A 26,436-nucleotide genomic window follows, 5' to 3' on the forward strand; every position below is an offset into this window, starting at 1 on the left:
GTATGGGGCCTCAGCCGTACACCGTTTCGCCGTCGCCGGATTCCTTGGAGAGCCGCCGCGCGAGGTAGAGGCCCTCGAGGGCCAGCTCTATCGCCCCGGCACGGCGGCCAGCACCCGCCCCGGCGTTTCCGCCCTGGCCGGTGCCGGTCAGGCGGGCCGTGATCTCGTCGTAGAGGCCCGGGTCCTCCAGTTCCGGGAGCGCGGCCAGGACCTCGGCGGCCGTCACGCGGTCGCCGGTTGTGAGCGTGCGGTGCCCGTCGAACGCCTCCACCAGGGGCGTGAGGTCGAGTCCGTGCAGGTGGGACCGCACCGCCTGGGCGGTCGCGGTGCGCAGCAGGTGCTCAAGGATCGCGCCCTCGCGTCCCTCCTCGCCGGACTCAAACTCGATCTTGCCGGTCAGAACATCCACCGCCGCCCCGACGTCCACGAGCCGGGCGACGGGGGCGTCGTCGCCCCGGACGGCGGAGCGGTGCCGCGCGGCCGCGGCGATGGTCTCGGCGCCGGCGATCGCCAAGCGGGCGGACACCCCCGAAGACTGGTTGACCGCATTCGATTCGCGCAGGGCACGCGCGAACCGGGCCAGGACCTCAAGGAGGACATCCGGGACCTCGGCCGTGAGGTGGGCCTCCTGGCGGATCACCGCGATCTCGTCCTCGAGCTCGATCGGGTAGTGGGTGCGAATCTCCGCGCCGAACCGGTCCTTGAGCGGGGTGATGATCCGGCCGCGGTTGGTATAGTCCTCGGGGTTTGCCGAGGCCACCACGAGCACGTCCAGCGGCAGCCGCAGCACGTAGCCGCGGATCTGGATGTCCCTCTCCTCCATGACATTCAGCAGGGCAACCTGGATGCGCTCGGCCAGGTCCGGGAGCTCGTTGAGGGCCACGATTCCGCGGTTCGAGCGGGGCACGAGCCCGTAGTGGATGGTCTCGGGGTCCCCGAGGCGGCGGCCCTCGGCCACCCGCATCGGGTCCACGTCGCCGATGAGGTCCGCCACCGAGGTGTCCGGTGTGGAGAGCTTCTCCACGTACCGCTCGGAGCGATGCCGCCAGGCGACGGGCAACTGGTCGCCCTCGGCCGCCGCGCGCGCCATGGATTCCGCGGTGATCGGGTCGTAGGGGTGCTCGTTGAGCTCGGACCCGGCGATCACCGGGGACCACTCATCCAGCAGCCCGGCCAGGGTGCGTAACAAGCGCGTCTTTCCCTGGCCGCGCTCGCCGAGCAAGACGACGTCGTGCCCGGCAATGAGCGCGCGTTCGAGCTGGGGGAGGACGGTCCGGTCAAAGCCGTGGATTCCGGGCCAGGGGTCCTCCCCCGCGGCGAGGGCGGCCAGGAGGTTGCCGCGGATCTCCTCGCGCAGGGACTTCCGGACATGCCCGGAGGCACGGAGTGCGGCCAGGGTGCTGATCTCGGGTGAGGTGCTCACGCCCCCACGCTATCGGCGGAGGGCGGCGCCGTCGATCCCCTTCTGCCCGGGACGGCCGGCGCCCGCGCACCCCGTGACGCGGTCCGGAACCGGGCCTAAGCTGGCCGTAATGACCATCGACACTCTGCCCCCCGCCACCCTGCTCCTCCTGGTCCGGCATGGTATGACGCCGACCACCGGCCAGGTGCTGCCCGGCCGTGCCGCAGGACTGCACCTTTCCGAGCGGGGGCGGGAGCAGGCGGAACGGGTGGCCGGACGGCTGGAGGCCCTGCCACCCACCGCGATCTACTCCTCGCCGCTGGAGCGCACCCGAGAAACGGCGGCAGCGACGTCGGCGCGCACCGGGGTACCCGTCGTCTTGGACGACGGTCTGCTGGAGGCCGACTTCGGCGACTGGACGGGCGCGGCTCTGGCGGACCTCTCCCGCCTTCCGGAGTGGGCCACCGTCCAGCACGAGCCCGACCAGTTCCGGTTCCCGAACGGTGAGAGCTTCGTGGAGATGCGTGACCGGATAGTCGCCACCCTGGACCGTCTCCGGGCCGCCCATGCCGGCGGGACCGTGGTGTGCTTCTCCCACGCCGATCCCATCCGGGTGGCTGTCTCGGACGCCATCGGCACCCCGCTCAACTGCTTCCAGCGGCTCAGCGTCGGCCCCTGTTCCGTTTCGGCGATCTCCTACCCGCAGGATGGCGACCCGGTGGTGCTGACGGTGAACTCGATGCAGGATTCCCTGGCCGAACTGCGGGCCACGTAGGGCACGCCATGACCGGTGAGGAGCGTGAGCCGGCGGTCCGGGACCGTAACGTGGCGCTGCTGGCCAACGGCGGGATCGACCTGCTGGGCCGGCTGGCTAACAGCAGCAACGAGACCTTCCTTGTGGAAGTGGCTCTCGACGAAGACCTGCGCTGGGCCATCTACAAGCCCGAACTCGGTGAGCGGTCCCTGCTCGACTTCGACCGGGGGCTGTACCGGCGCGAGCGCGCGGCGTACCTGCTCAGCGAGGCGCTCGGGTGGGGGCTGGTGCCGACCACGGTGATCCGCGAGGACGCCCCCTTCGGGGTCGGGTCGCTCCAGATGTTCGTGGAGCACGACCCCAACGAGCACTACTTCACCCTAGTGGCGGAGGCGCCCGAGACCCACGACGAGCTGCGTCGGCTGGCCCTGTTCGACGTGGTCGCCAACAACACCGACCGTAAGGCCGGCCACGTGCTGCGCGGCACCGAGGGCCGGCTGTGGGGCATCGACCACGGGCTGTGCTTCGCGGCCCCCTTCAAGCTGCGGACCGTCATCTGGGACTTCGGCGGGGAGAGGATCGACGCCGGCCTGCTCGCCGATCTGGCCCCGCTCGCCGACGAGGCGCCCGCCGGTGTGGCGGACCTGTTGACTGGGATTGAGGTCCAGGCGCTGCGGAACCGAGTTCGGAAGCTCCTGGCGGCGCCGGAGCTCCCGGTGGACCCCACGGGAATGCGATTCCCCTGGCCGCTGGTCTGAGTCCGGCAGGGCGCGGTCGAGCCGCGGCGGGCTGGAAGCGCGCCGCGGCCGCCGCCAAATGCCGCCTACCGGCCCGTGACGAACCGATACTTGAAATCTTCGGCCTGATGCACCGCGGAACGCCATCCCGCGGGCAGCCCACCCGTCGTGAAGAAGATCGTCTCGATGACCAGCAACGGGCTCCCCTCGCGCACACCGAAGGTCGCCGCCTGCTCGGCGGTTGCCGCCGTCGCCCAGGCTTCGTGCTCGGCCCGATCGAGCGTGATGCCAAATTCCCGCTCCAGCAACTCAAAGGCGGAGCCCGTGTCTTCCAATTCCGCGGCCGTGGGATTGAAAGCCTCAGGCGCCCGAATATAGACGCTGGCCTCGACCAGAGGCTCATCTTCGACCGTAATCAAACGGGTGAAATGCAACAGCCGCTCGTGCGCTTCGATCCCCAGACTGTGGCGAATCTGGGCGGGCGGCTCCACCCGTTCGATGCCGGTGACCTTCGACGACGGATGCAGCCCGCTTTCGGAGAGGTATTGATACAAAGCCCCCGTCCTCACGTTGGCCGGTCGATGTACCCGGGCGCCTGCGACTGGAAAGGTCCCTTTGCCCTGCTTTCTGTAGACGTACCCCTCGCTCGCAAGCTCCTTGAGCGCCTGACGGATGGGCGCCAGGCTCACCTCGAATCGGCTGAGCAACTGCGCCTCGGTCATCGGCTTCTGGGGATTCGCGATTCCCTCGGTGACCTCCCTGCGCAGAATGTCCTTGATCTGCCGATACAGGGGGACCCCGGACGAGGGATCGAGTTCGCTAGAAGCCATGAGCCCTCCAGGTCGTTGGTCACAGGGTGGATCTGCAGGCAGTCAACCACAGATTGGCTTAGGCCTGTATTTCCCGCCGGCCCAGCTTCAGCGCCCAGTACAGTCCCCCGATCACCGCCAGGAAGCACAGGCCCACCAGCGCCGCCAGCGCCATGCTCGGCACCACGAAGGCCGTAGCGGCGACCGCGAGGATCCCGGCGAAGCCGACCACCGCCGTCGGAGCCCCGCCGATGAGCTGGAACCCGCGGCCGCCGCCGCTGTCCGTGGAAACCCCGGACGCGGCTCCCGAAGCATCGCGGAACCGCAGCCGGTAGCGGATATAGGCTGCCAGGACCAGCAGCCAGACAATCAGCACGCCGGAGATCGCCAGCGATACCAGCAGCACGAAGACATCGGCCACCCCGGAGACCGCCAGGACCGCGGCCGCGGCAGTGCCCGTGGCGGAGACCAGCACCGCCCACGCGGGCACGCCGCGCCGGTTGGTCCGTCGCAGGATCCGCGGCGCCAGGCCGTCCACGGCCAGCGAATTGATCAGCCGGGTGGAGCCGTACAGGTTGGCATTGGCCGCGGACATGGCGGCAACGAGCACGATGAAGTTGGTGACGGCCGCGGCGGCCGGGATGCCGGCTTCGCTGAAGACCGTGACGAAGGGGCTGGCTTCCACGCCCTCGGCCGCGGCTGCGGTGCGCCAGGGAATGATCGCCAGGACCAGGCTGATCGCCACCACGTAGAAGAAGGCCAGGCGCCAGATCAGCGTACGCATCGCCGTCTTGATGGCCCGCCCGGGGTCCTTGGCCTCCGCCGCGGAAATGGACACGATCTCCAGGCCTACGAAGCTGAACATGACGATCGCCATGACTTGCCAGACCGCGGAGACCCCGAAGGGGAAGAACCCGCCGTCACTGGTCAGTGCGCCCAGGCCGGTGGCGGGCACGGATGGCAGCCCGAACACCACCAGCAGCGCGGCGATGACAATGAACAGGCTCAGGGCCGTCACCTTGATGCCGGAAAGGAAGAATTCCACGAACCCGAAGGAGCGGACGCTGAACAGGTTGATCGCGATGATAATCAGGGACATGACCGCGATACCGGCCCCCATGGGCAGTTCGGGCCACCAGTAGCGCAGGTAGGTCGCCGAGGCCACCACCTCGCCGCCGACGGCGACAATCGCCGCCGCGGCATAGGCCCAGCGGGCCACGTACCCGGCAAACGGGCTCAGGAACTTCGCGCACAGCGCCCCGAACGCGCCACGCAGCGGGAACCGGGCGGTCATCTCGCCCAGGCAGGCGGCCACGATGCCGGCCAGGATGGCGCCAATGACGTAAGAGACGATCACGGCCGGTCCGGCGACCCCGATGGCCGCCCCGGAGCCGAGGAAAAGGCCCGTGCCCAGCGCGGAGCCGAGGCCCAGCATGACCATCTGCCGGTGCGTCAGCACGCGCCGCAGTTCGGTTCCGGCGCCGCCGGTCGCTGCGGGGCTAGAGGTACCGTCGACGACGGCTTCGGACGAATGCTTCATTGGCCGTTCCTTACGCGAAAATTCGACAGTCCAGTGTACTCCGGATTAAATGCACGACGGCGGCCGGTCACCTTCCCGTGCGGAAGGCGACCGGCCGCCGTCGTACTTTAAGCGGTCCCCGCTAAGGCGTCCTTAGAGGTTGGACGGTTCCTCGTGCTCGGGGTAGACCTCGCGCAGCAGGTGCGCGGTCTCGGACGGGGTCTTGCCGACCTTCACGCCTGCGGCTTCGAGGGCTTCCTTCTTGGCCTGGGCGGTTCCGGCGGAACCGGAGACGATGGCGCCGGCGTGGCCCATGGTCTTGCCCTCGGGAGCGGTGAAGCCGGCCACGTAGCCGACGACCGGCTTAGTGACGTTGGCCTTGATGAAATCGGCTGCGCGCTCTTCGGCGTCGCCGCCGATTTCGCCGATCATGACGATGGCCTTGGTGTCCGGGTCCGCCTCGAACGCAGCCAGGGCGTCGATGTGGGTGGTGCCGATGATCGGGTCACCACCGATGCCGATCGCCGTGGAGAAGCCCAGGTCGCGCAGTTCGTACATCATCTGGTAGGTCAGGGTGCCGGACTTGGAGACCAGGCCCACGCCGCCCTTGCCGGTGATGTTGGCCGGGGTGATGCCCACCAGGGACTCGCCCGGGGTGATGATGCCGGGGCAGTTCGGGCCGATGATGCGGGTGATCTGGTTGCCGTTGGCGTCCTTCTTGGACTGCGCCAGCGCCCAGAACTCGGCGGAGTCCTGGACCGGAACACCTTCGGTGATCACGACGACGAGGCCGATCTCAGCCTCAATGGCCTCGACGACGGCGTCCTTGGTGAAGGCCGGGGGCACGAAGACGATGGAAACGTCCGCGCCGGTCTCCTTCATGGCTTCCTCGACGGAGCCGAAGACGGGGAGTTCGATCTCGGCGCCGTGCTGGTCCTTGTGCTTGACCGTGGTGCCGGCCTTGCGGGCATTCACGCCGCCGACGATGTTGGTCCCGGCGTGCAGCATGCGGGAGGTGTGCTTGGAGCCTTCGCCGCCGGTGATGCCCTGGACGATGACCTTCGAATCTTTGTTAATGAAGATAGACATGTTCTTTTTCCTCGATCCTTAGGCGTTCGCCAGCTCGGCGGCCTTGTCGGCGCCCTCGTCCATGGAGGTGGCCAGGGTGACCAGCGGGTGGTTGGCTTGCTTGAGGATGTGGCGGCCTTCGTCCACGTTGTTGCCGTCAAGGCGGACAACGAGCGGCTTGGTGGCCTTCTCGCCCAGGATCTCCAGAGCCTTCACGATGCCGTTGGCTACCGCGTCACAGGCAGTGATGCCGCCGAAGACGTTCACGAAGACGCTCTTGACCTGCTGGTCGTTGAGGATGACGTCCAGGCCGGCAGCCATGACCTCGGCCGAGGCGCCGCCGCCGATGTCCAGGAAGTTGGCGGGCTTGACGTTGCCGTGGTTCTCGCCGGCGTAGGCGACGACGTCCAGGGTGGACATGACCAGGCCAGCGCCGTTACCGATGATGCCGACTTCGCCGTCGAGCTTGACGTAGTTGAGGTCCATCTCCTTGGCCTTGGCCTCAAGCGGATTCGCAGCTGCTTTGTCTTCCAGCTCGGCGTGGTTCTCGTGGCGGAACGCGGCGTTCTCATCCAGGGAGACCTTGCCGTCGAGGGCGATCAGGTCGCCGGAGCCGGTCTTGACCAGCGGGTTGACCTCAACCAGGCCGGCATCTTCCTTCTTGAAGACGTCCCACAGCTTGATGAAGGTGTCGACGAGCTTTTCGCGCAGCTCGGGAGCGAAGCCGGCAGCGTCGATGATCTCTTCCGCCTTGGCCTGGTCGATGCCGACGATCGGATCGATGGCAACCTTGGCCAGAGCCTCGGGACGCTCAACGGCGAGCTGCTCGATCTCCATGCCGCCTTCCACCGAGCACATGGCCAGGTAGTTGCGGTTGGCCCGGTCCACGAGGATCGAGAAGTAGTACTCCTCGGCGATGTCCGCCCCCTGGGCGATCATGACCTTGTTGACGGTGTGGCCCTTGATGTCCATACCGAGGATGTCCGTCGCGTACTGGAACGCCTCATCCGCGGTCTTGGCAACCTTGACGCCGCCGGCCTTACCGCGGCCGCCGACCTTCACCTGAGCCTTGACGACAACCACGCCGCCAATCTTCTCAGCTGCGGCTTTTGCTTCTTCAGGAGTGTAGGCAACGATTCCCTCAAGCACGGGTACGCCGTGTGCTTCGAAGAGATCGCGCGCCTGGTATTCAAACAGGTCCACGGGTTGTGTCCTTCTACGTCGAAGTCGTTTCTGACTCGGAGCGGCCGCTCCCGGTCAGGGTTCAGTCCAAGTGCTCCGTATCGAACTCTAGCCGCTTGGGGTTGGAGCCCGTCCCAGACTAGCGCTTTCGTGAGTAAGCCCACAGTTCTATGAGTTGTAGAAAATTCACATTCTGCGCTAGGCGCGGCGCCTCAGCCGACGACGCGCCGCAGCTCCTCGCGGCAGCGGCGGTACAGCTCCACCGGGTCCCCCGCTTCGTCCTCAACCGCGAGTTCGCCCCACCGCTCCCAGGAGGTGCGCCACACGGCCACGGCCACCTCGGCGATCAGCAGCACGGTCATCGGGTCCTGGCCCTCGAGCTGCTCGGCGAGTCGGGCACGGAGATGGTCGGTGAGAACCTGCTCCTGCGAGGCCGCAAGGGCCTGGAGCTCGGACTCCCGGGCCAGCAGCCGCGCGACGCGGCGGTGCTCCTCCAGCTCGGGGTCGTTCTCCCGGTTCATCACGGCCTCTGCCATGGCCTCGACATCCCGTAGAACGGTGGCAGGTTCCGTGCCGGAGACCTCCAGGGCATCGATCGCCTGGAGCATGCGGCGCTGACCGGGCAGGGCAGCTTGCTCCTTGGAGGTGAAGTAGCGGAAGAACGTGCGGTGCGAGATGCCGGCGCGGTCGGCGATCTGCTGGACGGTTGTCTCACGGACCCCCTGCTCCTCGAACAGCTCGAGGGCCGCCTGATGGATCTCCTGGTGCGTGTCGAGGCGGCGCCTGGTGCGCAGGTCCCGGGGAGCGTCGTCGGTCATGCGGTCCTTTCTAGCACAGCGCCCTAAGTGAGGATGAACACATCTATGGCATGTTATGTCACTATGACACATCGTGCCATAATTTCCGGGAAGCCCATCAACCAGGAACAGGTGTCCATGAAAGACGTCCAAGAGCGGGATAAGCCCGCCATCATAGAACTAGAGTCGGAGGCCGCGCGGGCCGTAGAACCGGAGCGGACCACCAAGGGCGTGGCGGCGACCATCACCGCGCTCGTGCTCTCCGCCCTGATCATGATCCTTAACGAGACCGTGCTCAGCGTTGCCCTGCCCAACCTGATGGCCGACCTCAGCATCGCGGCCACGACCGCCCAGTGGCTGACCACCGGCTTCATGCTGACCATGGCGGTAGTCATTCCGACCACGGGCTTTATGCTGCAGCGCTTCACCACCCGCAGCCTGTTCGTCTGGGCCATGCTGCTCTTCATCGTGGGCACCGCGCTGGCGACCATCGCCCCGACATTCGCAGTCCTGCTGATCGGCCGCATTGTCCAGGCCGGCGGTACCGCGATTATCCTGCCGCTGCTCATGACCACCACGCTGACCTCCGTTCCAGTCGCCTACCGCGGCACTGTCATGGGCCTGAACTCCGTGGTGATCTCCGTGGCCCCGGCCATCGGCCCGACCCTGTCCGGCATCGTCATCAATGCCCTCAGCTGGCGCTGGGTCTTCGGCCTGATGGTCCCGATCGCCGTGATCGTGTTCCTGTTCGGCGTGTTCGCCATCAAGTCCAACGGCGCAACCCGCAAGGCCCCGCTGGACGTCTTCTCCGTCATCCTCTCCGCGTTCGCCTTCGGCGGCATTGTTTACGCGCTCGCCTCGATCGCCGACCTCATGGAAGGCACCATGGCACCGATCGTCGGCCTGGTTGTCGGCGTTATCGCACTGATCCTCTTCATCACCCGCCAGCGCCGCCTGCGCAAGACCGAGTCCGACCTGCTGGACCTGCGCCCGTTCAAGGTCCACAACTTCCGCATCTCCGTGGTCATCGTCATGATCGCCATGGCAACCATGCTCGGCACCGTCATGGTCATGCCGATCTTCATGCAGAACGGCATGGGCCTGAACACCCTGACCATCGGTCTGGCCCTGCTGCCGGGCGGCATTATCCAGGGCATCGTCTCCCCGATCGTCGGCCGTATCTACGACAAGGTCGGTCCCCGGCCGATCGTCATTCCGGGCGCCATCCTGCTGGCCGGCGGCCAGTGGCTGCTGGGCAGCGTCCATGTTGACACCTCGGTCGCCACGATCGTTGTCTTCCACACCGTGTTCTGCATCGGCATGGCCATGCTGATGACCCCGCTGATGACCGTCGCCCTGGGCGCCCTGCCGCGCGAGCAGTACGGCCATGGCAGCGCCATCATGAACACGCTGCAGCAGCTGGCCGGCGCCGCCGGTACCGCGGTGCTCATTGCCGCCATGACCATCGGCACCTCCCTGGCGGCCTCCAGCGGCATCGCCGGGAACGTCGCCCTGGTTGACGGCGTCCGCGTCGCCTTCACGGTCGGCGGCATCCTCGGCCTGGTCGCCGTGGTCTGCTCGCCGTTCGTGCGCCGCTTGGAAAACGCCGGCCGCTAAGGTCGTCAAAGCACGAAAGGTACGACAAGAGCCGGTCATCCCCACGGGGACGACCGGCTCTTGTGTTCGCCCGGGGATCAGGCTTGTGCAGCAGCCAACTGTGCTTCGCGCACCGGCAGCATGGCGGTGGTGAGCGTGCTGAGTTCGCCGAGCAGTGCCGTGGCCGAGTCCTCAATGGCGGGGGTGGGATTGAAGCAGCCCTCCTGGTCCCGCAGCTTGGCGACCATCGGGATGATCACGGTGTCGGGCGTCGGCACCATCTTCAAAGCCGAGCCGATCTGCTTAAGCACCTGCGCGGCACGCAGGCCGCCGGAAATGCCGCCGTAGCTGACGATGCCCAGCGGCTTGTGCCGCCACTCCTGGAACAGGTAATCGATGGCGTTCTTGGTCGCCGCGTTGAGGGAGTAGTTGTACTCGGGGATGACGAAAACGAAGGCGTCCGCCCGGTCGATCGTCGCACTCCAGTTCTGGGTGTGCTCATGCACATAGGAGCGCAGGCGCGGGTGGTTGGGCTCATCCATCAGCGGCAGTCCTACCTCGGCCAGGTCGAGGACCTCCACCGCGAACCGGTCGTCCTCGCGGGCGCGGTCGGCGAACCACTGCGCCACGGAGGCTCCGGCCCGGCCGGGGCGGGTGCTGCCGATGATGATCTGCAGGAGGGGTTTCGTCATGCCGTTCTCCATTCCATAGTGAATTACATTTGGGGTCCGGGGGCGCGGCCCTGCTGCCTGGCCGCGGCGATAACTGCTGCGGTAACCGCCGGGGCGACCTTCATTTCCGGAGTGATCCGGGTGACGCCGGCGTCCAGCGCTCCGCGGAAGATTCCGGGGAAGGCCAGCACATTGTTGATCTGGTTCGGGAAGTCGCTGCGGCCGGTGGCCACGACCTTAGCGTACCTGCGGGCGGCATGCGGGTGGACTTCAGGGTCCGGGGTGGAGAGCGCGAAGACGATCGCGTCACCGGACATTGTTGCCAGGGTTTCCTCTCATGTATTTCCTTGTCAGGCTTGGGTCGTGCGATCAGAGGCGTGGAACCGCCTGGAAACGGGGACAGATTGGTGCCGCCCCGTTTCCAGGCGGTGCGGATGTCAGACGGCGGTCTCGCTCAGCTCTGCCTCAGGCTCGGCATCGCGGACGCCGCCCAGACCGAACCAGCTGAGCAGCGCTGCGGCCAGGGCCGCGATGGCGACGACCAGGAAGGCCTGGGAGAAGCCGCTGCCGAGAGCCTCCAGGGCGAACTGCTGCGCGGCGGCGCCGGGGACGCCTTCGGGCAGGCTGTTCAGGGCGATCGGTCCGGCGGCTTCGGCGATACCCAGGGCGGGGCCGAGCTGGTCGGCCGGCAGTCCGGAGGTCTGCAGGGACCCCATCAGCTGGCCGCCGGCGGCGCTCAGCGCGATGGCGCCGACCAGGACCGGGCCGAGGGCGAAGCCAAGGTCACGCAGCAGGTTGGTCGTGGCGCTCGCCATGCCGGTCAGCTGGCGTGGAACCGAGGTCACGGCGATCGCCGTCATGGGGCTAAGTGTGAAGGCGAAGCCCAGGCCGACGAGCAGGGACGGCAGGATGAACGTGGTCACATCGCGGTTGGCAACGTCGGCGTTGGAGTTGATCAGTGCTCCGGCGCCCATGGCCAGGAAGCCGGCGGTCAGCAGCCAGCGGGCCGGCACACGGGCCTGCAGCCGGGAGAGCACGGGGATCAGCACGAACGCGGGCCCCTGCAGGAGCAGGAAGAGCATGCCGAGGAACAGCGGGTTCTGGTGCTGCACCGGGCCCAGCCACATGCTCGTCGAGAAGCACGCCCCGAGGAAAGCGAACATGCCGACGACGGCGACGATGGAGGACACCGTGAACTGCCGGATCTTGAACAGCCGCAGCTCAAGCAGCGGCGACTCGACATGCAGTTCGATCGCCACGAACACAGCCAGCAGGATGGCGCCAACGGCGAGCGACGTCACGACGTGGGTAGCCGTCCAGCCGTCCTCCGGCCCCTGGACCAGACCGAAGAGCACCAGGATGAGTCCAAGTGCGAAGGTGATCTGGCCCCACAGGTCCAGCCGGCGCTCCTGGGCCACCTTGGCCTCCTGCGCGCGCAGGACGGTCAGGATCAGGGCAGCCACACTGACCAGCGCGACCACCGCGTAGGCCCCGCGCCACCAGCCGAAGCCGGCGAACACGCCGCCGAGCAGCGGGGAGAGTGCGGAACCGGCGGACAGGAAACCCGCCCAGATCGCGATGCCCCGCACGCGCTCCTGCATGGTCCGCGCCACCGAGGCGACGAGCGCCAGCGATGCCGGGAAGATCGCCCCGGCACCGAGGCCGTTGATGGCCGATCCGATCCACATCGCCTGGATCGTCGGCGAGAAAGTGCAGACCAGCGAACCGAGCACCACCAGCATGGAACCGCCGACAACGAGCTTGCGGTGGCCGAACTTGTCGCCGAGGACGCCGAACGTGAGTTCGAAGACCACCACCGGGATCATGAAAGCCGCGGTGATCCAGGTCAGCTGGGAACCGAACGTGTTGAAGGTGAGCTGGAATTCACCGTTGAGGGCGCCGGGCAGCGCGTTGGCGATCTGCGCGACCATGACGGCCAGCGAGGCCGCGGCCAGGGTGCCCTTGACACGGCTTGGCCGAACCGCCGACGACGGCGGAGCCTGTGGGGGTGGGTACGACTGCGGTGAGAGTGCCTGGACTTCCTGGCCTTGGCTCATGGGAAACTCCTTTGTTTATTTGAGAGCAGCGGAGTGGAAGGGGAAGATCTCGGCGCCGGCGAGGACGAGGCCTACGAAGTGAGCCATGAAAGCCGTCTTTCGCTTCGCCGCGATGCTGTTCATCACGACCCTGTCACCGATGTGATCTTTGCAACAAAGATACGGTTCACACAACACCTCGTCAAGTAAAACTTCACACCGTTATCTAACTCGACTCGAAGTGGAAATCCGGCCATGAGGACCGGCTATTCTTGGGGCATGGCAACCCTTCGCGACGTCCAGAAACAGATGACCAGACAGCTTCTGCTGGAGAAGGGGTTGGAACTCTTCGAGGCCAAGGGCTACACGTCCACCACCATTGACGACATCGCCGCGGCTGCCGGCACCACTCGGACAACGTTCTACCTGCACTTCCCATCGAAGGCCCTGCTCATGGCCGAGCTGATCAACCAGGTGGATGAGATCCTCACGCGGGAAGACGACCCACCCTTGTCCACCGTCGTTGAACTTGGACGGCGGGAGCTGGTGCGAGCCTGGCTGGATAAGAAATTCGATCAGTGGGCGGTCATCCGCCCCTACATCCTGGCCGCGCACCAGGCAGCACCGAGCGAACCGGAGATCGACGAGAAGATCGAGAACTGGTTCCAGGGGACCGCAGCCTGGATGGAGGAGGGCCTCGACCGGGCCGGCCGGTTCGATCCGAAAACCCGGCAGATCCGTTGCGTGCTGGCCTTCGGCCAGTTCCAGTACTTGTCGATGCGCTGGTTCCGCCTGGGCTGGGTGGTGGAACGGGAGATCTGCCTCGAAACCCTCACCGACGCCTGGTGCCATCTGCTCACGGAAGAGTAAGACCCGCCCCGCGCCGCGGCCGGCACAAGTGACCAATGGGCACGGAGCCGCGGCGCAGCCCCGCCCCTCCACATGAGAAAAGATTCACGAACTTCTCATGGCTGTCTCACCAAAGCCGAACAGACTGAATGCAGCAAGACCCGGACAGCAACCGCCCGAAGCCGGATGCGGATCCGGCCGCCCTGCAGGATTTAGCAGTACTTATCGGAATTGGAGAGAACCATGGAAATCAGGACGCGACAGATCATCGGAACCACCGCCATCGCGGGACTGCTCATGGCAGGTGGCATGGCAGGGGCTCAGGCCAAGGACGGCGTGGAAGACGCCGTCGACCCGCTGACCGGCGCGGTCGCGGTCGACGACAACGGCGTGCACGGACCCGGCCATGTGGACCTGGTCGATCAGCCGGACGACGGCGATGCTGCCGCGGCTCCCGCCGCTGCGGATCCGACCGCGATCCCGGCCGCGACCGAAGCGGACCTCGAGCTGGAGGCCGAAATGGAGGCCGAACTCGAGCTCACGAAGGACGCCGAGGATGCAGCTGAAGACGCCGCCAAGGACGCGGAGGACGCAGCCGCAGCCGAGGATGCCGCCGCAGCCAACGACGATGTGGTGCCCGAGGCACCGCACGCCGAGGGCCTGGACGACGCTCCCGGCGCGGCCGACGACGGCCTCTAAACCATAGAGCACAGGAAAGCTCCGCTGCCGGTGAGCCACCGGCAGCGGAGCTTTCCTGTGCCTAGGCTTCCAGCTTAGTCAGCGGCGCAAACCGCACCACGAGCCGCTTCTCGCCGATGTCGAACCTGATCTTGGCAATGATCTTTTCCCCTGCGCCTTCGACCGCCAGGACCGTTCCGTTGCCGAAGCTGGTGTGGTTGACCTTGTCCCCCACCGCCACGGAAATGACTTCCTTCTGCGGCTGGACCCGTCCGGCCGCGGTGGAACGCGGTGCGGCGGGCAGGGTGTCCCGGCCGGACGCAGTGCCGGCGCCCCAGAAGGAGCCGCTGTAGCGGCTGCCGGAGCCGCTGCTTCCGCCAAAACCGCCCCCGAGCGACGGCCGGGCCGTGCCCTCCCGCTTCCAGTCGACCAGCTCGGCGGGGACCTCCCCGATGAACTGGCTGGCCGGGTTGTACTGGCTCTGGCCCCACATGCTGCGCACCTCGGAGCGCGTGAGGTACAGGCGCTTACGGGCGCGGGTCAGGCCCACGTAGGCCAGCCGGCGTTCCTCGGCCAACTCCTTGGGGTCCGTGGCGGAGCGCTGGTGCGGGAAGATTCCATGCTCCATACCGGTCAGGAAGACGACCGGGAATTCCAGTCCCTTGGCCGTATGCAGGGTCATCAGCGTCACCACGCCCTGGCGGCGGGCTTCCGCGACAGCGGCAGCCATTTCCGCCGCCGACGCTCCTTCCGGAGCGTCCGGGATCTGGTCTGCGTCCGCCACCAGGGACACCTGTTCCAGAAACTCCTCCAAGGACCCTTCCGGATTGTCCCGCTCATATTCGCGGACCACAGCCACGAGCTCAGCCAGGTTCTCCACGCGGGACTCGTCCTGCGGGTCGTTGCTCTGGCGCAGCTGGGCCAGATAGCCCGTTTGCTCCAGCACCGCCTCGAGCGCGGACGCCGCGCCGGAACCGCCGGCGACCTCGGCCAGATCGTCGATGAGCTTCACGAAGTTCTTCACGGCGTTGACCGATCGCGTAGCCATGCCCGGGGCATCGTCCGCCCGCCGCAGCGCGGCCATGAAACTGATCCGCTCGCGCTCGGACAGCGCGGCAATCGCATATTCAGCCCGGTCGCCGATCCCGCGCTTGGGTTCGTTAAGGATGCGGCGGAGGTTGACGACGTCGTCCGGGTTCACCAGCACGCGCAGGTACGCCAGCGCGTCCTTGATTTCCTTGCGCTCATAGAAGCGGGTGCCGCCCACCACCTTGTAGGGCAGGCCGACGCGCATGAGGATTTCCTCGATGGAGCGGGACTGGGCGTTGGTGCGGTAGAAGATGGCGACGTCGCCCGGGCGCAGGTCTTCCTCATCCTGCAGCCGGTCGATCTCCCGGGCGATGAACTGCGCCTCGTCATGCTCGTTTTCGCCGACGTAGCCGATGATCTTTTCCCCATCCCCGGCGGCCGTCCACAGCCGCTTGGCCGGGCGGTTCGGGTTCCGCGAGATGACGGCGTTGGCCGCGGTAAGGATGGTCTGGGTGGAGCGGTAGTTCTGTTCCAGCAGGATGGTCCGCGCGTCCGGATAGTCCTTTTCGAAGTCCACGATGTTCCGGATGTCGGCACCGCGGAACGCGTAGATCGACTGGTCCGAATCCCCCACCACGGTCAGCTCGGCGGGGTCGACCGACCCGTCCTCCACCGGCAGCGTCAGCTCCCGCACCAGCGCGTACTGGGCATGGTTGGTGTCCTGGTACTCATCGACCAGGATGTGCCGGAAGCGGCGCCGGTAGTAGTCGGCGACCCCGGGGAAGGCGCGGAAGATGTGGACCACCTGGGCGATCAGGTCGTCAAAGTCCATGGCATTGGCCTGGCGCATGCGCTGGGTGTAGCCGGAGTAGACCTCCGCCACGGCCTGCTCGAACGGATCCTGCAGGTTCGCCTTGGCTGAGTAGGTCTCATCATCGATGAGCTCATTCTTCAGCGCGGAGATCTTGTGCATGATGGCCTTGGGCGCGAACTTCTTCGGGTCCAGGTCCAGGCCCTTGGCCACCAGGGTGATCAGCCGCAGGCTGTCCGCCGAGTCGTAGATCGAAAAGTGCGAGTTCAGCCCCACGTTCTTCGCCTCGCGCCGCAGGATCTTCACGCAGGAAGAGTGGAACGTGGAGATCCACATGTTCTGCGCCGCTTCCCCGACCAGGCCCTCGATGCGTTCACGCATTTCCGCAGCGGCCTTGTTTGTGAACGTAATGGCCAGGATCTGTCCGGGCCTGGCCCGCCCGGTGGCCAGCAGGTAGGCGATCCGGTGGCTGAGCACGCGAGTCTTGCCGGAGCCAGCGCCGGCCACGATCAGCAGCGGCGAACCGCCGTGCCGGACCGCTTCCTCCTGCTGCGGGTTCAGTCCGGCCAGCAGCTCCCGGGCCCGGCCCGCATCGAGCAGCCCGGCCGCAGGTACGACGCCGGCACCCGCCGAAGCCGAGCCCGTCGCCGATGCGGTGGTTCCGTGTGCGGTGGCCGCCGAAGCGGCCGGGCCGGCCGCGTCACGCTTCCGGGCGGCCGGGCCGCCGGCAGCCGCGTACGGGGAAAAGTCAAAGGAGAAAAGTGAATCCATGGTGCTGTTAAGTCTAGGCGGTGGCACCGACGATCAGCTGAGGCTGTGTACAGGGCAGCCTCAGTCCCCGGGATCTTTACGCCCACGGCATCTTTATGCCCGGGAACCTTCGGCTGCGGCACCTTCGCCCAGGGCGGCGGCGACTTCCTCGACCGCCTGTGTCCCACCGGCGATGTGCCAGCGGATCCCGTTGACCTCCACCACCCGCGTCGCTCCCCCGGCGGCGCGCACGATGGCCTTGCCCGGCAGCCAGTCCCATTCCGGGCAGCTGTGCTGGAACCAGCAGCCCAGGCGGCCGGACGCCACGCCGCCCAGGTCGCAGGATGCCGAACCCAGCATCCGGATCGTCGCCGCCTGCGTTGCCGCGGCGGCGAAAGGCACGGCCGCCTCGGGGCGCGCCAGCCAGGTGGGATGCAGGTAGGTTGCGGCGCTGATCTGTCCCAGCGGCGCGCTGGTGATCCCCGGCAGCACCTGCCCGTTCAGGGTGGCGGCCCGGTCCTGCCCGCCCTGCCACAGCCGGTCCTCCTGCGGCTGGTAAATCGCGCCGAGCAGAACTTCAGGGTCCACCGGAACCGGGGTGCCGGCGTCGTTCTTCAGGGCCAGCGCCGAACACCAGTAGGTCGACCCGCTCAGGAAGTTGTAGGTGCCGTCCACCGGATCAATTACCCAGGCCCGCCCGGACGTGCCGGGGAAGTTGGCCCCTTCCTCCCCCACGATCGCATCGTCCGGCCGCAGCTCGCGCAGCTGCCGTACCATGAAGTCCTCGGCGGCGTGGTCCGCAGCCGTCACCACATCCGAAACCGACGTTTTCTGCGTCCCGGTGAGGCCTTCGGCCCGCATCCGCAGCGCCAGCCGGCCGGCCTCCGTGACAAGCGCAGCCGCCAGAGCGTAATCGTCCAAAGAACCGTCTATATCCAAGGAAGCATCCTTCGTTTCGCCCACCCTTCCACCCTAGCCTCCGATCCTGGCTTCCGCAGGCACCGCAGGCGGAGCGCAATAATGGACCATGAGCAAAACCCCCGCGCAGCGCGCCAGGAAGCACGGACAGCAGGCAGTCCCCGGCCGAGCTCCCGCCAGCCCCGCCGGCCCGGCAGCGGCTGCCGGTCAGGCACCCGCCGCCGGCAGGGCACCGGCCAAGGCGGCCCAGAACGCCAACCTGATCATTATCGCCGGCACGGTGGCGAGCCTGTTCCTGTTCGCCTACCTGCATCTGCTGACCCTGAACCAGATGACCCAGCTCAGCGAGGGCCTGGCCATGCCGGACTCACTGATCGGCGGCTACGACGCCGCGTACATCGAGCAGCTGCGCGGCGTCCTGGACGAGGCGGACCGCGGGCAGCTCGGCTTCGTCCACAAGACCGCGGGCACCCTGTTCCCGCTGATCTTCGCGTTCACCTGGATGCTGCTCATCAATGAATATGTCCGCAGCCGCGGCATCCGCTGGGCGATGTGGGCCGTGCCGATTCTGTTCGCCATCGTCGACCTGTGGGAGAACGTCATGATCGACGGCGTCCTCGCCGCCGGGACGCTGGATGCCGGCGCGGTGGGGCTCGCCAGTTTCCTGACCACGGCCCGCTGGATCCTGCTGGCACTGTGCCTGCTCGTGGCCATTGCCGCCGTCGTCATTAATGCCCGCCAGCGCCGGAGCCGTCCGGAACCGGCGGGGGCGCCCGGCTGACGGCCGCCGGGCTGACGAGAGCGGACAACGGTGTCCCGGCTGAAGGACCGGCTCAACCGTTTCCTCCCAGGGGTGGAAACGGCGCGTTCCTACCAGCTTTCGTGGCTGCGGCATGACCTCGCGGCCGGCGCCACGCTGACGGCGCTGCTGATCCCGGCCGGCATGGGGTACGCGCAGGCGGCGGGTCTGCCGCCGGTGACCGGACTCTACGCGACGATCGTGCCGCTCCTGGTCTACGCCATGATCGGCCCGTCGCGGGTGCTCGTCCTGGCTCCCGACTCCGCGCTGGCGCCGATGATCGCCGCGGCCATCCTGCCGCTGGCCGCCGGCAGTGAGGATCGGGCCGTGGCATTGGCGGGGCTGCTGGCGATCATCGTCGGAGCCATCCTGGTGGCCGGACGCTTCCTGCGCCTGGGCTTTGTGACCGGGCTGCTGTCCAAACCGATCCGGGTGGGGTACCTCAACGGCCTGGCCGTGGTCGTGATGGTCAGCCAACTGCCGGATTTCCTGGGAATCTCCATCGACAAGGGCTCGCTGTGGCAGGACGTGGGCAGCATCGCCGCCGCTGCGGGCCGGGGTGAAACAAACCTGGCGGCGCTGGGGATCGGGACGGCGTCGCTGCTGCTGATCTATGTCCCGAAATGGCTTGGCTGGCGTGTTCCCGGGGTGCTGCTGGCCGTCGTCGGCTCCATCCTTGCCGCCGCCGTATTCGGGCTGGGCGGTGTGGTCGAGGTGGTCGGCGGCCTGCCGCAGGGCCTGCCCGGACCGGCCCTCGGCGGGCTGGGCTGGGGTGACGTCGCGGCGCTGCTGGGGCCCGCCGTCGGCATTGCCCTGATTGCCTTCGCCGATACCGCCGTGCTGTCCCGCACCCTGGCCGCCCGCCGCGGCGAAAACGTGGACGGCAACCAGGAGATGGGCGCCCTGGGTGCGGCCAATGTGGCCACCGGACTGTTCAGCGGCTTCCCGGTCTGCAGCAGTTCCTCCCGCACCCCGGTGGCCATCGACGCGGGCGCGCGGACCCAACTGGTCGGCGTCGTGGGGGCGGTACTGCTGATCGCGTTCATGTACCTGGCTCCGGGCGTGATGGAGTTCCTCCCCTCCGCCACGCTGGCGGCGGTGGTGATCAGCGCGGCCATTTCCCTGCTCGACCTGAAGACCCTGGCCGCGCTCGCCCGCATGAGCAGGATGGAAACGGCGCTGCTGCTCGCGGCGTTCCTCGGTGTGGCGTTCGTCGGCGTGCTCGAAGGCATCGTGATCGCCATCGGCCTGTCCCTGCTCGCCTTCGTCTACCGGGCCTGGAATCCGTACCGCACGGAGCTGGTCCGGGTGGAAGGCCGTCCCGGCTACCACGACGTCACCCGCCACCCGGAGGGCATGCGCCTGCCGGGTCTGCTCCTGGCGCGGTTCGATGCGCCGCTGTTCTTCGCCAACGGCGCCATCTTCGGCTCGTTTGTCCGGGATCTGGTGGAGAAGGCCGAGGAGCCGGTGCGCTGGGTGGTGCTGACGGCCGAGCCGATCACCGGCGTCGACACCACCGCCCTCGATGAACTAGTGGCGCTGGACGACTATCTGGCGCGCAAGGGCATCGAGCTGTACTTCGCGGAGATGAAGGGGCCGGTCAAGGACCGGCTCATCCGGTTCGGGCTGGGCAGCCGCTTCAGTCCGGACCATTTCTACTCCACCATCGGAGCAGCCGTGAAGGCGTACCGCCATGAGTTCAACCTCCCGGAGGAGGACAACTGGTGACCACCGGTTTCCCGGCCGTCCCCGCGAACAGGTAAGCTAATACAGTCCCGTGGGCCGCAGCGCCCGGGACCCGCCCCCGTAGCTCAGTAGGATAGAGCGGCCCTCTCCTAAAGGGCAGGCCATCGGTTCGATTCCGGTCGGGGGCACCACTGACAAAGCGGAGGCTGGAGACGTGCCTGAAATCCTCACCATCGCCGCCCTCTGTATCCGCAACGACGACGGCGAACTGCTGCTGGTGCGCAAGCGCGGCACCACCAAATTCATGCAACCCGGCGGGAAGCTGGAGCCGGGCGAATCCGCGGAGCACGCGGCAGTGCGGGAACTCGAAGAGGAACTGGGCATCCGCGTCACGGTCGACGAACTGATCCCCCTGGGGACCTGGCACGGCATCGCGGCCAACGAGGAAGAAACCTTCATCGACGCCGCAGTCTTCGCCTGCGCAACGACTCAGGTTCCGGCCATTGCAGCGGAAATCGAGGAAATGCTCTGGCTCGATCCGGCCCGGGCCGCCGAGCGGGGCGACCTGGCTCCGCTGCTGACGGAGTTCGTGATCCCGGGCCTTGTCAGGGCCGCTTCCTGACCCGGGCACCCCGGCCGAGGACCTAGACTTCCCGGACCTTCCCGGCGTCGACCTCCCAATGTGCGTCCAGCCGGACATTTGCCAGCAGCCGGCGGTCGTGGGTGACCAGCAGCAGCGTGCCGTCGTAGCTGTCCAGCGCCTCTTCCAGCTGTTCAATGGCGGGCAGGTCCAGATGGTTGGTGGGCTCGTCCAGCACCAGCAGGTTGACCCCTCGGGCCTGCAACAGGGCCAGCGCAGCCCGCGTCCGTTCGCCGGGCGAGAGGGAATCCACTGTCCGCCCCACGTGGTCGGCCTGGAGCCCGAATTTGGCCAGCAGCGTCCGCACCTCGGCGCTGGGCCAGTCCGGCAGCTGGGCTTCGACGGCGGAAGCCAAGGCCGCCGGGCCGTCCAGCAGCCCGCGGGCCTGGTCGATTTCGCCGACGGCGACGCTCGCGCCCAGGGACGCATCGCCGTCGTCCGGCCGGCGGGTTCCGAGCAGCAGCCGCAGCAGCGTGGACTTGCCAGCCCCGTTCGGGCCGGTAATGCCGATCCGGTCTCCGGCGTTGACCTGCACGGATACCGGTCCCAGCAGGAAGTCCCTCTGCCGGACCACTGCCTCGCGCAGCGTCGCCACCACCGAGGAGGAACGCGGCGCGGAACCGATGCTGAACTGCAGCTGCCATTCCTTCCGGGGTTCGGCTACTTCCTCCAGCCGGGCGATCCGGGATTCCATTTGCCGGACCTTCTGCGCCTGCTTCTCGGAGGACTCGGTGTTGGCACGGCGCCGGATCTTGTCGTTGTCCGGCGCCTTGCGCATGGCATTCCGCACGCCCTGCGAGCTCCACTCCCGCTGCGTGCGGGCGCGGGCCACTAGGTCCGCCTTCTTCCCGGTGAATTCCTCGTACTGTTCCCGGGCATGCCGGCGGGCGACGGCACGTTCCTCCAGATAGGCCTCGTAGCCGCCGTCGAACACGGCGATGCTGCGCTGGGCCAGATCCAGCTCAACAATCCGGGTGACACAGCGCGCCAGGAACTCGCGGTCGTGGGACACCAGGACCGCACCCCTGCGCAGCCCGGTCACGAAGTCCTCCAGCCTGGCGAGCCCGTCCAGGTCCAGGTCATTGGTGGGCTCGTCCAGCAGCACCACGTCGAAACGGCTCAGCAGCAGGGCCGCGAGCGCCACCCGCGCGGCCTGCCCGCCGGAGAGTCCGGTCATTAGTTCGTCCCCGGCCAGTTCCAGGCCCAGTTCCGCCAGCACGGCGGGGATGCGGTCCTCCAGATCCGCGGCACCGCTGGCCATCCAGCGGTCAAAGGCCGCCGCATAGGCGTCATCGGCACCCGGAGCCTCCGTGCCGAGCGCCTCTGCTGCGGCTTCCATTGCGGCAGTGGCTTCGGCGGCCCCGGTGCGCCGGCCGATGTACGCGGCGACGGTCTCGCCCGGCACACGCTCATGCTCCTGGGGAAGCCAGCCGACGAACGCGTCGGTAGGCGCCAGCGCGACGGTTCCGGCCAGCGGTTCATCCACGCCGGCCAGCAGCCGCAGGAGAGTGGATTTGCCGGCACCGTTGGATCCGAGGACGCCCACGACATCCCCGGGCGCCACGGTCAGGTTGAGGCCGGAAAACAGGGTGCGGTGCGCGTAGCCGCCGGACAGGTCCTTGGCTACCAGTGTGGCGCTCATGCGCCCGCCCGGACTGCAGCGTCAGCCGCGGCGCCGCCGGCATCATCGGTGGCGAACTGCGTCCGGTGCAGTTCCGCGTAGCGTCCATTGCCGAACAGCAGTTCCGTATGGGTGCCCTGCTCCACTATCTGCCCGTCCTCGATCACCAGGATGCGGTCCGCCGAACGGATGGTGGAGAGCCGGTGGGCGATGACGACGGCGGTGCGGCCTTCCAACGCCTCGGCCAGGGCCGCCTGCACGGCGGCTTCATTCGTGGAGTCCAGCGCCGCGGTCGCTTCATCCAGGATGACCACCCGCGGATGGGCCAGCAGCAGCCGGGCGATGGTCATGCGCTGGCGTTCGCCGCCGGAGAGCCGGTAGCCGCGCTCCCCCACCATGGTGTCCAGGCCGTCCGGCAGCGAGCGGATCAGGCTTTCCAGCCGGGCCCTCCGCAGGGCGTCCCACAACTGGTCGTCGGTGGCGTCCGGGTTGGCCAGCAGTAGGTTCGACTTAATGGTTTCGTGGAACAGGTGCCCGTCCTGGGTGACCATGCCCAGCGTTCCACGCAGCGATTCGAAGGTGACATCGCGGATGTCCGTTCCGGCCAGCCTCACCGACCCGGTGTCCACGTCGTAGAGCCGGGAGAGCAGCTGGGCGATGGTGGACTTGCCCGCGCCGGACGAGCCCACCAGGGCCACGGTCTGGCCCGGTTCGACGCGGAAGGAGATGCCGTGCAGCACCTCTTCCCCACCGCGGGTGTCCAGGGTGGCGACTTCCTCCAGCGAGGCCAGCGAGACCTTTTCCGCCGACGGGTAGGCGAAGCGCACGTCGTCGAATTCGACGGCAACCGGACCGGCGGGAACGGGCGCGGCGTCCGGTTTCTCCTCGATCAGCGGCTTGAGGTCCAGCACCTCGAACACGCGCTCAAAGCTGACCATCGCGCTCATGATTTCCACCCGGGCGTTGGCCAGGTTGGTCAGCGGAGCGTACAGCCGGGTCAGCAGCAGCGCCAGGACGACCACGTCGCCGGTGGCCAGCTGCCCCTCGATGGCGAAGTACCCGCCCATGCCGTAGACCAGGGCAAGGGCCAGCGCCGAAACGAGCATCAGGGCCGTGAAGAAGACCCACTGCATCATCGCGGTCTTCACCCCGATATCGCGGACCCGCTGCGCCCGCAGGGCGAATTCGCGGGACTCGTCCGCAGGACGGCCGAAGAGCTTGACCAGCGTGGCGCCGGGAGCGGAGAAGCGCTCGGTCATTTGCGTGCCCATGGAAGCATTGTGGTCGGCGGCTTCGCGCCGCAGCGCCGCGAGCGTGGCGCCCATGCGGCGGGCCGGCAGCAGGAACAGCGGCAGCATGACCAACGCCAGGACCGTCACCAGCCACGAGGTGCTCAGCATGACAATCAGCGTCAGGACCAGCGTCACCAGGTTGCTGACCACGCCCGAAAGCGTCCCGCTGAACGCAGACTGAGCTCCGATCACATCATTGTTCAGCCGGCTGACGAGGGCACCGGTGCGCGTACGGGTGAAGAACGCGATGGGCATCTTCTGCACGTGGTCGAAGACGGCGGTCCGAAGGTCCAGGATGACGCCCTCGCCGATACCGGAGGACAGCCATCTGGTCACCAGGCTCAGGGCGGCATCGGCGATGGCGACGGCGGCGATCAGCAGGGCCAGCCGGATGACGACGCCGGTGTCCGCGCGGGCGACGATGGCATCAACCACCTGGCCGGCCAGCAGCGGTGTGGCCACCGTCAGGACGGCCGCTCCGACGGAGAGCACCACGAAGAAGATCAGCTTGCCCTTGTACGGCTTGGCGAAGCTGAGAACCCGCATCAGGGTCGCTTTGGAGAATCTCTTGCCGTCCTTTGCGGTGGAGATCCGCCAGAGCGAATTCCAGGCCGCACCTTCCATGCTCATGACAATGCCTTCCAGCTGGTCCTGGCCCGAGACTAGGCGACGCCACCGACCTTATTGATGTTTATCCTCAACGCCGGGGCAGACCGGGGAATTCCGGCACCGGCGCTCGTCCAGCCTACCGCCACCGGCCAGGCAGCCGGTCCCTGGCCGGCACCCTGCCTGTTCAGGCCAGGTCGCTGTTCAGGCCAAGTCGCTGTTCAGGCCAAGTCGCTGTTCAGGTCAAGTCGCTGTTCACCAGCGGCATGACCTCTGTGCCCAGCAGCTCGATGGCTTCCAGCACCCGGGCCTGCGGCACCGAGGAAAAGTCCAGCTGGAAGATCTGCCGATCGTGCCGCAGGTGGGAGTGTGCCAGCAGCACCTTTTCCGCCACCTGTTCGGGGCTGCCGACGAACAGCGCACCGGTGCGGGCGGCCTGCATGTTGTAGGTGACGGCACTGGGCATCGGGAAGCCGCGTTCGGCGGAGATGCGCTTCATTGAATCCAACCAGTACGGCCGGAAGGTTTCCTGAGCGTTCTTCCGGAGCACCAAACCAACCGCGCCCAGCGTTACCGGGAGGGTGCCGGCGTCGTGCCCGGCCTGCGCCGCAGTGCTGCGGTAGACCTGCACGTGCCGTTCAAAGTTGGCTACCGTACCGCCCAGCAGCGCATAGGTGACCGGCTTGCCCAGCCGCGCGGCCCGCTCGGTGGAGGCCATGGTGCCGCCGGTGGCAATCCGGATATCCAGCGTGCCGGAGGCCGGCCGCGGGAGGATCTGCGCGTCCTCCAGCGGTGGCCGGAATTTCCCCTGCCAGGTGACCCGCTCGGCGGCGTCAAGCCGCAGCAGCAGCTCGAGCTTCTCTTCATAAAGTTCGTCGTAATCCTCGAGGCGGGCACCGAACAGCGGATAGGACTCGATGAAGGAGCCGCGGCCGGCCGTCAGCTCGGCCCGCCCGCCGGAGAGCAGATCCAGAGTGGCAAACTGCTGGTAGACCCGCACCGGATCCTCGGTGCTGAGGACCGTGACGGCCGAGCCCACCCGGATGTTCCGGGTCTGCGCCGCCGCAGCCGCCAGAACGGGCACCACCGAAGACACAGCATAGTCAGGACGGTGGTGCTCGCCGGCACCAAAATAGTGCAGGCCCACTTCGTCCGCCAGCCGGGCGCGTTCCAGCAGGTCCGCCAGCCGCTGCTGCGGACTGGTCCGCGCGCCGGAGACCGGGTCGGGGTGGATATCGCCGAAGCTGTAGATGCCGAATTCCATATCCGCGTCAACGTAAATATGCATTTGCATATTTCCAGCTGCCGATTTTTCAGCGGTATGTCTCAGCGCGGATGCTTCAGCTCAGCCACTCCTCCAGCAACTGATTGAACATCGCCGGGTCCTGCAGCGGGATGCCGTGGCCCCGCCCCGGGACGATGAGCAACCGGCTCCCTGGCAGCGCGGCGGCCAGCACTTCGGCGGAACGGCACATGACCGCCCGCTCCTGCTGTCCGGCCACGACGGCAGCTTGGGCCGGAGTCCGGCTCCAGCCCGCCGGGATGCGGAACCCGGCGTTCGCGCGCAGCACGTTTGCCAGCGTCCGCGGACTGATCTGGCTTGAGGTCCTGAAATAGTCCTCGAACAAGTCCGGCCCGATGAACAGCGCCCGCGCTTGGAGCCTCGCGAAGGCGCGCGACCGGGCCAGCGGAGCGGCCAACCTGGCGGCCCTCACGCCCAGTTCCGCCCCGGGCAGCGGCCGGACCAAGGCACTGACCACGATGACCCGCTGGACTAGCCCGGGACGGCGGGACGCCAGGCCCACGGCGATCTGCGCTCCGAGGGAAAAGCCGGCAAAGTTCACCGGACCCCGCCCCCGCTGCTCCACTACGTCTGCGACGGCGTCCGCAGCACCGAAGATGGTGGTGAAGTCCTCCGCCGAACTGAGGCCGTGACCGGGAAGATCAGGCACCAGGATGTGATGGGTACGGCGGAAATACTCCACCTGGTGCTGCCACATCCAGCCGGCGACGCCGCCGCCATGCAGCAGCACCAGCTTGGGGTTTCCCGGATCGCCGTACTCCTCCACGTGCATTCGGCGCGGCCCGGTCAGCTCAGCTGGGGTTCTTCGCGGTGCGGGATGAACCGGACGAACATGGCCTTGTAGCCGGGGGTGTTGGATTCGCGGGCCACGTTCTCCCGGTGC

At 67.5% G+C, this 26,436-nt stretch carries 23 protein-coding genes, 1 tRNA gene and 1 pseudogene; 10 read left to right on the forward strand and 15 right to left on the reverse strand.

The genetic code is table 11. The features are described 5' to 3' along the window. Positions 1–10 precede the first annotated feature (10 nt). Positions 11–1,423, reverse strand: a complete 1,413-nt coding sequence (locus AC5RWU_RS17535; protein ID WP_494032249.1) for a sigma 54-interacting transcriptional regulator — start codon at positions 1,421–1,423, stop codon at positions 11–13. 109 nt (positions 1,424–1,532) lie between these two features. On the opposite strand from AC5RWU_RS17535, the gene AC5RWU_RS17540 reads away from it, so the two are divergent. Further along, positions 1,533–2,177, forward strand: a complete 645-nt coding sequence (locus tag AC5RWU_RS17540) for a histidine phosphatase family protein (protein ID WP_494032250.1) — start codon at positions 1,533–1,535, stop codon at positions 2,175–2,177. An 8-nt stretch (positions 2,178–2,185) separates the two neighbouring features. Then, positions 2,186–2,914 carry an SCO1664 family protein gene (locus AC5RWU_RS17545; RefSeq protein ID WP_494032251.1) on the forward strand — a complete coding sequence of 243 codons (729 nt, stop codon included), beginning with the start codon at positions 2,186–2,188 and terminating at the stop codon, positions 2,912–2,914. A 65-nt stretch (positions 2,915–2,979) separates the two neighbouring features. On the opposite strand, the gene AC5RWU_RS17550 is transcribed toward AC5RWU_RS17545, so the two are convergent. The 5 genes from AC5RWU_RS17550 to AC5RWU_RS17570 all read right to left on the reverse strand — a co-directional run bounded on the left by AC5RWU_RS17550 (position 2,980) and on the right by AC5RWU_RS17570 (position 8,289). Continuing rightward, positions 2,980–3,723 (reverse strand): GntR family transcriptional regulator, encoded by a 744-nt coding sequence (locus AC5RWU_RS17550; RefSeq protein ID WP_494032252.1) that lies wholly within the window; start codon positions 3,721–3,723, stop codon positions 2,980–2,982. Positions 3,724–3,781: 58 nt separating this feature from the next. Then, entirely contained in the window at positions 3,782–5,242 is a 1,461-nt protein-coding gene (locus AC5RWU_RS17555; protein ID WP_494032253.1) for an amino acid permease, read from the reverse strand. 132 nt (positions 5,243–5,374) lie between these two features. Continuing rightward, a complete protein-coding gene (gene sucD / locus AC5RWU_RS17560; RefSeq protein ID WP_494032254.1) occupies positions 5,375–6,310 on the reverse strand; it encodes a succinate--CoA ligase subunit alpha in 936 nt (311 codons plus the stop codon). A gap of 18 nt (positions 6,311–6,328) precedes the next feature. Beyond that, entirely contained in the window at positions 6,329–7,492 is a 1,164-nt protein-coding gene (gene sucC, locus AC5RWU_RS17565) for an ADP-forming succinate--CoA ligase subunit beta (protein WP_494032255.1), read from the reverse strand. A gap of 191 nt (positions 7,493–7,683) precedes the next feature. After that, the gene (locus tag AC5RWU_RS17570) at positions 7,684–8,289 is read right to left on the reverse strand and encodes a TetR family transcriptional regulator (protein WP_494032256.1); all 606 of its coding nucleotides are present in this window, start codon (positions 8,287–8,289) and stop codon (positions 7,684–7,686) included. Between the two features lie 117 nt (positions 8,290–8,406). On the opposite strand from AC5RWU_RS17570, the gene AC5RWU_RS17575 reads away from it, so the two are divergent. Continuing rightward, a complete protein-coding gene (locus tag AC5RWU_RS17575) occupies positions 8,407–9,885 on the forward strand; it encodes an MDR family MFS transporter (protein ID WP_494032257.1) in 1,479 nt (492 codons plus the stop codon). Positions 9,886–9,962: 77 nt separating this feature from the next. On the opposite strand, the gene AC5RWU_RS17580 is transcribed toward AC5RWU_RS17575, so the two are convergent. The 3 genes and pseudogenes from AC5RWU_RS17580 to AC5RWU_RS17590 all read right to left on the reverse strand — a co-directional run bounded on the left by AC5RWU_RS17580 (position 9,963) and on the right by AC5RWU_RS17590 (position 12,592). Further along, positions 9,963–10,556, reverse strand: a complete 594-nt coding sequence (locus AC5RWU_RS17580) for an NADPH-dependent FMN reductase (RefSeq protein ID WP_494032258.1) — start codon at positions 10,554–10,556, stop codon at positions 9,963–9,965. Between the two features lie 62 nt (positions 10,557–10,618). After that, positions 10,619–10,870 (reverse strand): annotated as a pseudogene (locus tag AC5RWU_RS17585) (malic enzyme-like NAD(P)-binding protein); the annotation flags it as partial. A gap of 102 nt (positions 10,871–10,972) precedes the next feature. Further along, positions 10,973–12,592, reverse strand: coding sequence for an MFS transporter (locus AC5RWU_RS17590; RefSeq protein WP_494032259.1), 1,620 nt, complete (start codon positions 12,590–12,592; stop codon positions 10,973–10,975). A gap of 33 nt (positions 12,593–12,625) precedes the next feature. Here AC5RWU_RS17590 and AC5RWU_RS17595 point away from each other — a divergent pair, with 33 nt between their 5' ends. From AC5RWU_RS17595 to AC5RWU_RS17605, 3 genes are all read left to right on the forward strand, one after another. Then, a complete protein-coding gene (locus tag AC5RWU_RS17595; protein ID WP_494032260.1) occupies positions 12,626–12,781 on the forward strand; it encodes a hypothetical protein in 156 nt (51 codons plus the stop codon). Positions 12,782–12,880: 99 nt separating this feature from the next. Next, positions 12,881–13,441: a TetR/AcrR family transcriptional regulator gene (locus AC5RWU_RS17600; protein WP_494037113.1), complete on the forward strand. Its 561-nt coding sequence runs from the start codon at positions 12,881–12,883 to the stop codon at positions 13,439–13,441. 222 nt (positions 13,442–13,663) lie between these two features. After that, positions 13,664–14,119 carry a hypothetical protein gene (locus AC5RWU_RS17605; protein ID WP_494032262.1) on the forward strand — a complete coding sequence of 152 codons (456 nt, stop codon included), beginning with the start codon at positions 13,664–13,666 and terminating at the stop codon, positions 14,117–14,119. 61 nt (positions 14,120–14,180) lie between these two features. Here the strand turns inward: AC5RWU_RS17605 and pcrA are convergent, their stop codons facing one another. Continuing rightward, entirely contained in the window at positions 14,181–16,709 is a 2,529-nt protein-coding gene (gene pcrA, locus AC5RWU_RS17610; RefSeq protein ID WP_494032263.1) for a DNA helicase PcrA, read from the reverse strand. Between the two features lie 93 nt (positions 16,710–16,802). Then, positions 16,803–17,627, reverse strand: a complete 825-nt coding sequence (locus AC5RWU_RS17615; protein ID WP_494037114.1) for an inositol monophosphatase family protein — start codon at positions 17,625–17,627, stop codon at positions 16,803–16,805. Between the two features lie 88 nt (positions 17,628–17,715). Between AC5RWU_RS17615 and AC5RWU_RS17620 the strand changes: the two genes are divergently transcribed. The 4 genes from AC5RWU_RS17620 (at position 17,716) to AC5RWU_RS17635 (ending at position 20,713) form a co-directional block, all read left to right on the forward strand. Next, positions 17,716–18,387 carry a hypothetical protein gene (locus AC5RWU_RS17620; protein WP_494032265.1) on the forward strand — a complete coding sequence of 224 codons (672 nt, stop codon included), beginning with the start codon at positions 17,716–17,718 and terminating at the stop codon, positions 18,385–18,387. 30 nt (positions 18,388–18,417) lie between these two features. Further along, the gene (locus tag AC5RWU_RS17625) at positions 18,418–20,133 is read left to right on the forward strand and encodes a SulP family inorganic anion transporter (protein WP_494032266.1); all 1,716 of its coding nucleotides are present in this window, start codon (positions 18,418–18,420) and stop codon (positions 20,131–20,133) included. 72 nt (positions 20,134–20,205) lie between these two features. Continuing rightward, positions 20,206–20,282 (forward strand) — tRNA-Arg (locus tag AC5RWU_RS17630). 23 nt (positions 20,283–20,305) lie between these two features. Further along, entirely contained in the window at positions 20,306–20,713 is a 408-nt protein-coding gene (locus AC5RWU_RS17635; RefSeq protein WP_494032267.1) for an NUDIX hydrolase, read from the forward strand. A 22-nt stretch (positions 20,714–20,735) separates the two neighbouring features. On the opposite strand, the gene AC5RWU_RS17640 is transcribed toward AC5RWU_RS17635, so the two are convergent. The 4 genes from AC5RWU_RS17640 to AC5RWU_RS17655 form a co-directional block, all read right to left on the reverse strand. Continuing rightward, positions 20,736–22,373 (reverse strand): ABC-F family ATP-binding cassette domain-containing protein, encoded by a 1,638-nt coding sequence (locus AC5RWU_RS17640; protein WP_494032268.1) that lies wholly within the window; start codon positions 22,371–22,373, stop codon positions 20,736–20,738. Next, complete coding sequence (locus AC5RWU_RS17645) at positions 22,370–24,274, reverse strand: ABC transporter ATP-binding protein (protein ID WP_494032269.1); 1,905 nt, start codon at positions 24,272–24,274, stop codon at positions 22,370–22,372. The genes AC5RWU_RS17640 and AC5RWU_RS17645 overlap by 4 nt, the downstream gene beginning before the upstream one ends. Before the next feature lie 214 nt (positions 24,275–24,488). Beyond that, a complete protein-coding gene (locus tag AC5RWU_RS17650; RefSeq protein WP_494032270.1) occupies positions 24,489–25,538 on the reverse strand; it encodes an LLM class flavin-dependent oxidoreductase in 1,050 nt (349 codons plus the stop codon). 52 nt (positions 25,539–25,590) lie between these two features. Further along, positions 25,591–26,319 carry an alpha/beta fold hydrolase gene (locus AC5RWU_RS17655; protein WP_494037115.1) on the reverse strand — a complete coding sequence of 243 codons (729 nt, stop codon included), beginning with the start codon at positions 26,317–26,319 and terminating at the stop codon, positions 25,591–25,593. Between the last annotated feature and the right edge of the window lie 117 nt (positions 26,320–26,436).

The organism is Arthrobacter sp. B0427-1-12 (assembly GCF_059092905.1).

What these genes read in the sequence shown, in the direction of transcription:
- AC5RWU_RS17580 (WP_494032258.1), bottom strand. Translation starts at nt 10,556, where the DNA reads ATGACGAAACCCCTCCTGCAGATCATCATCGGCAGCACCCGCCCCGGC.
- sucD (WP_494032254.1), bottom strand. Translation starts at nt 6,310, where the DNA reads ATGTCTATCTTCATTAACAAAGATTCGAAGGTCATCGTCCAGGGCATC.
- AC5RWU_RS17620 (WP_494032265.1), top strand. Translation starts at nt 17,716, where the DNA reads ATGAGCAAAACCCCCGCGCAGCGCGCCAGGAAGCACGGACAGCAGGCA.
- AC5RWU_RS17575 (WP_494032257.1), top strand. Translation starts at nt 8,407, where the DNA reads ATGAAAGACGTCCAAGAGCGGGATAAGCCCGCCATCATAGAACTAGAG.
- AC5RWU_RS17650 (WP_494032270.1), bottom strand. Translation starts at nt 25,538, where the DNA reads ATGCATATTTACGTTGACGCGGATATGGAATTCGGCATCTACAGCTTC.
- AC5RWU_RS17600 (WP_494037113.1), top strand. Translation starts at nt 12,881, where the DNA reads ATGACCAGACAGCTTCTGCTGGAGAAGGGGTTGGAACTCTTCGAGGCC.
- AC5RWU_RS17540 (WP_494032250.1), top strand. Translation starts at nt 1,533, where the DNA reads ATGACCATCGACACTCTGCCCCCCGCCACCCTGCTCCTCCTGGTCCGG.
- AC5RWU_RS17645 (WP_494032269.1), bottom strand. Translation starts at nt 24,274, where the DNA reads ATGAGCATGGAAGGTGCGGCCTGGAATTCGCTCTGGCGGATCTCCACC.
- pcrA (WP_494032263.1), bottom strand. Translation starts at nt 16,709, where the DNA reads ATGGATTCACTTTTCTCCTTTGACTTTTCCCCGTACGCGGCTGCCGGC.
- AC5RWU_RS17605 (WP_494032262.1), top strand. Translation starts at nt 13,664, where the DNA reads ATGGAAATCAGGACGCGACAGATCATCGGAACCACCGCCATCGCGGGA.
- AC5RWU_RS17550 (WP_494032252.1), bottom strand. Translation starts at nt 3,723, where the DNA reads ATGGCTTCTAGCGAACTCGATCCCTCGTCCGGGGTCCCCCTGTATCGG.
- AC5RWU_RS17545 (WP_494032251.1), top strand. Translation starts at nt 2,186, where the DNA reads ATGACCGGTGAGGAGCGTGAGCCGGCGGTCCGGGACCGTAACGTGGCG.
- AC5RWU_RS17570 (WP_494032256.1), bottom strand. Translation starts at nt 8,289, where the DNA reads ATGACCGACGACGCTCCCCGGGACCTGCGCACCAGGCGCCGCCTCGAC.
- AC5RWU_RS17555 (WP_494032253.1), bottom strand. Translation starts at nt 5,242, where the DNA reads ATGAAGCATTCGTCCGAAGCCGTCGTCGACGGTACCTCTAGCCCCGCA.
- AC5RWU_RS17590 (WP_494032259.1), bottom strand. Translation starts at nt 12,592, where the DNA reads ATGAGCCAAGGCCAGGAAGTCCAGGCACTCTCACCGCAGTCGTACCCA.
- AC5RWU_RS17640 (WP_494032268.1), bottom strand. Translation starts at nt 22,373, where the DNA reads ATGAGCGCCACACTGGTAGCCAAGGACCTGTCCGGCGGCTACGCGCAC.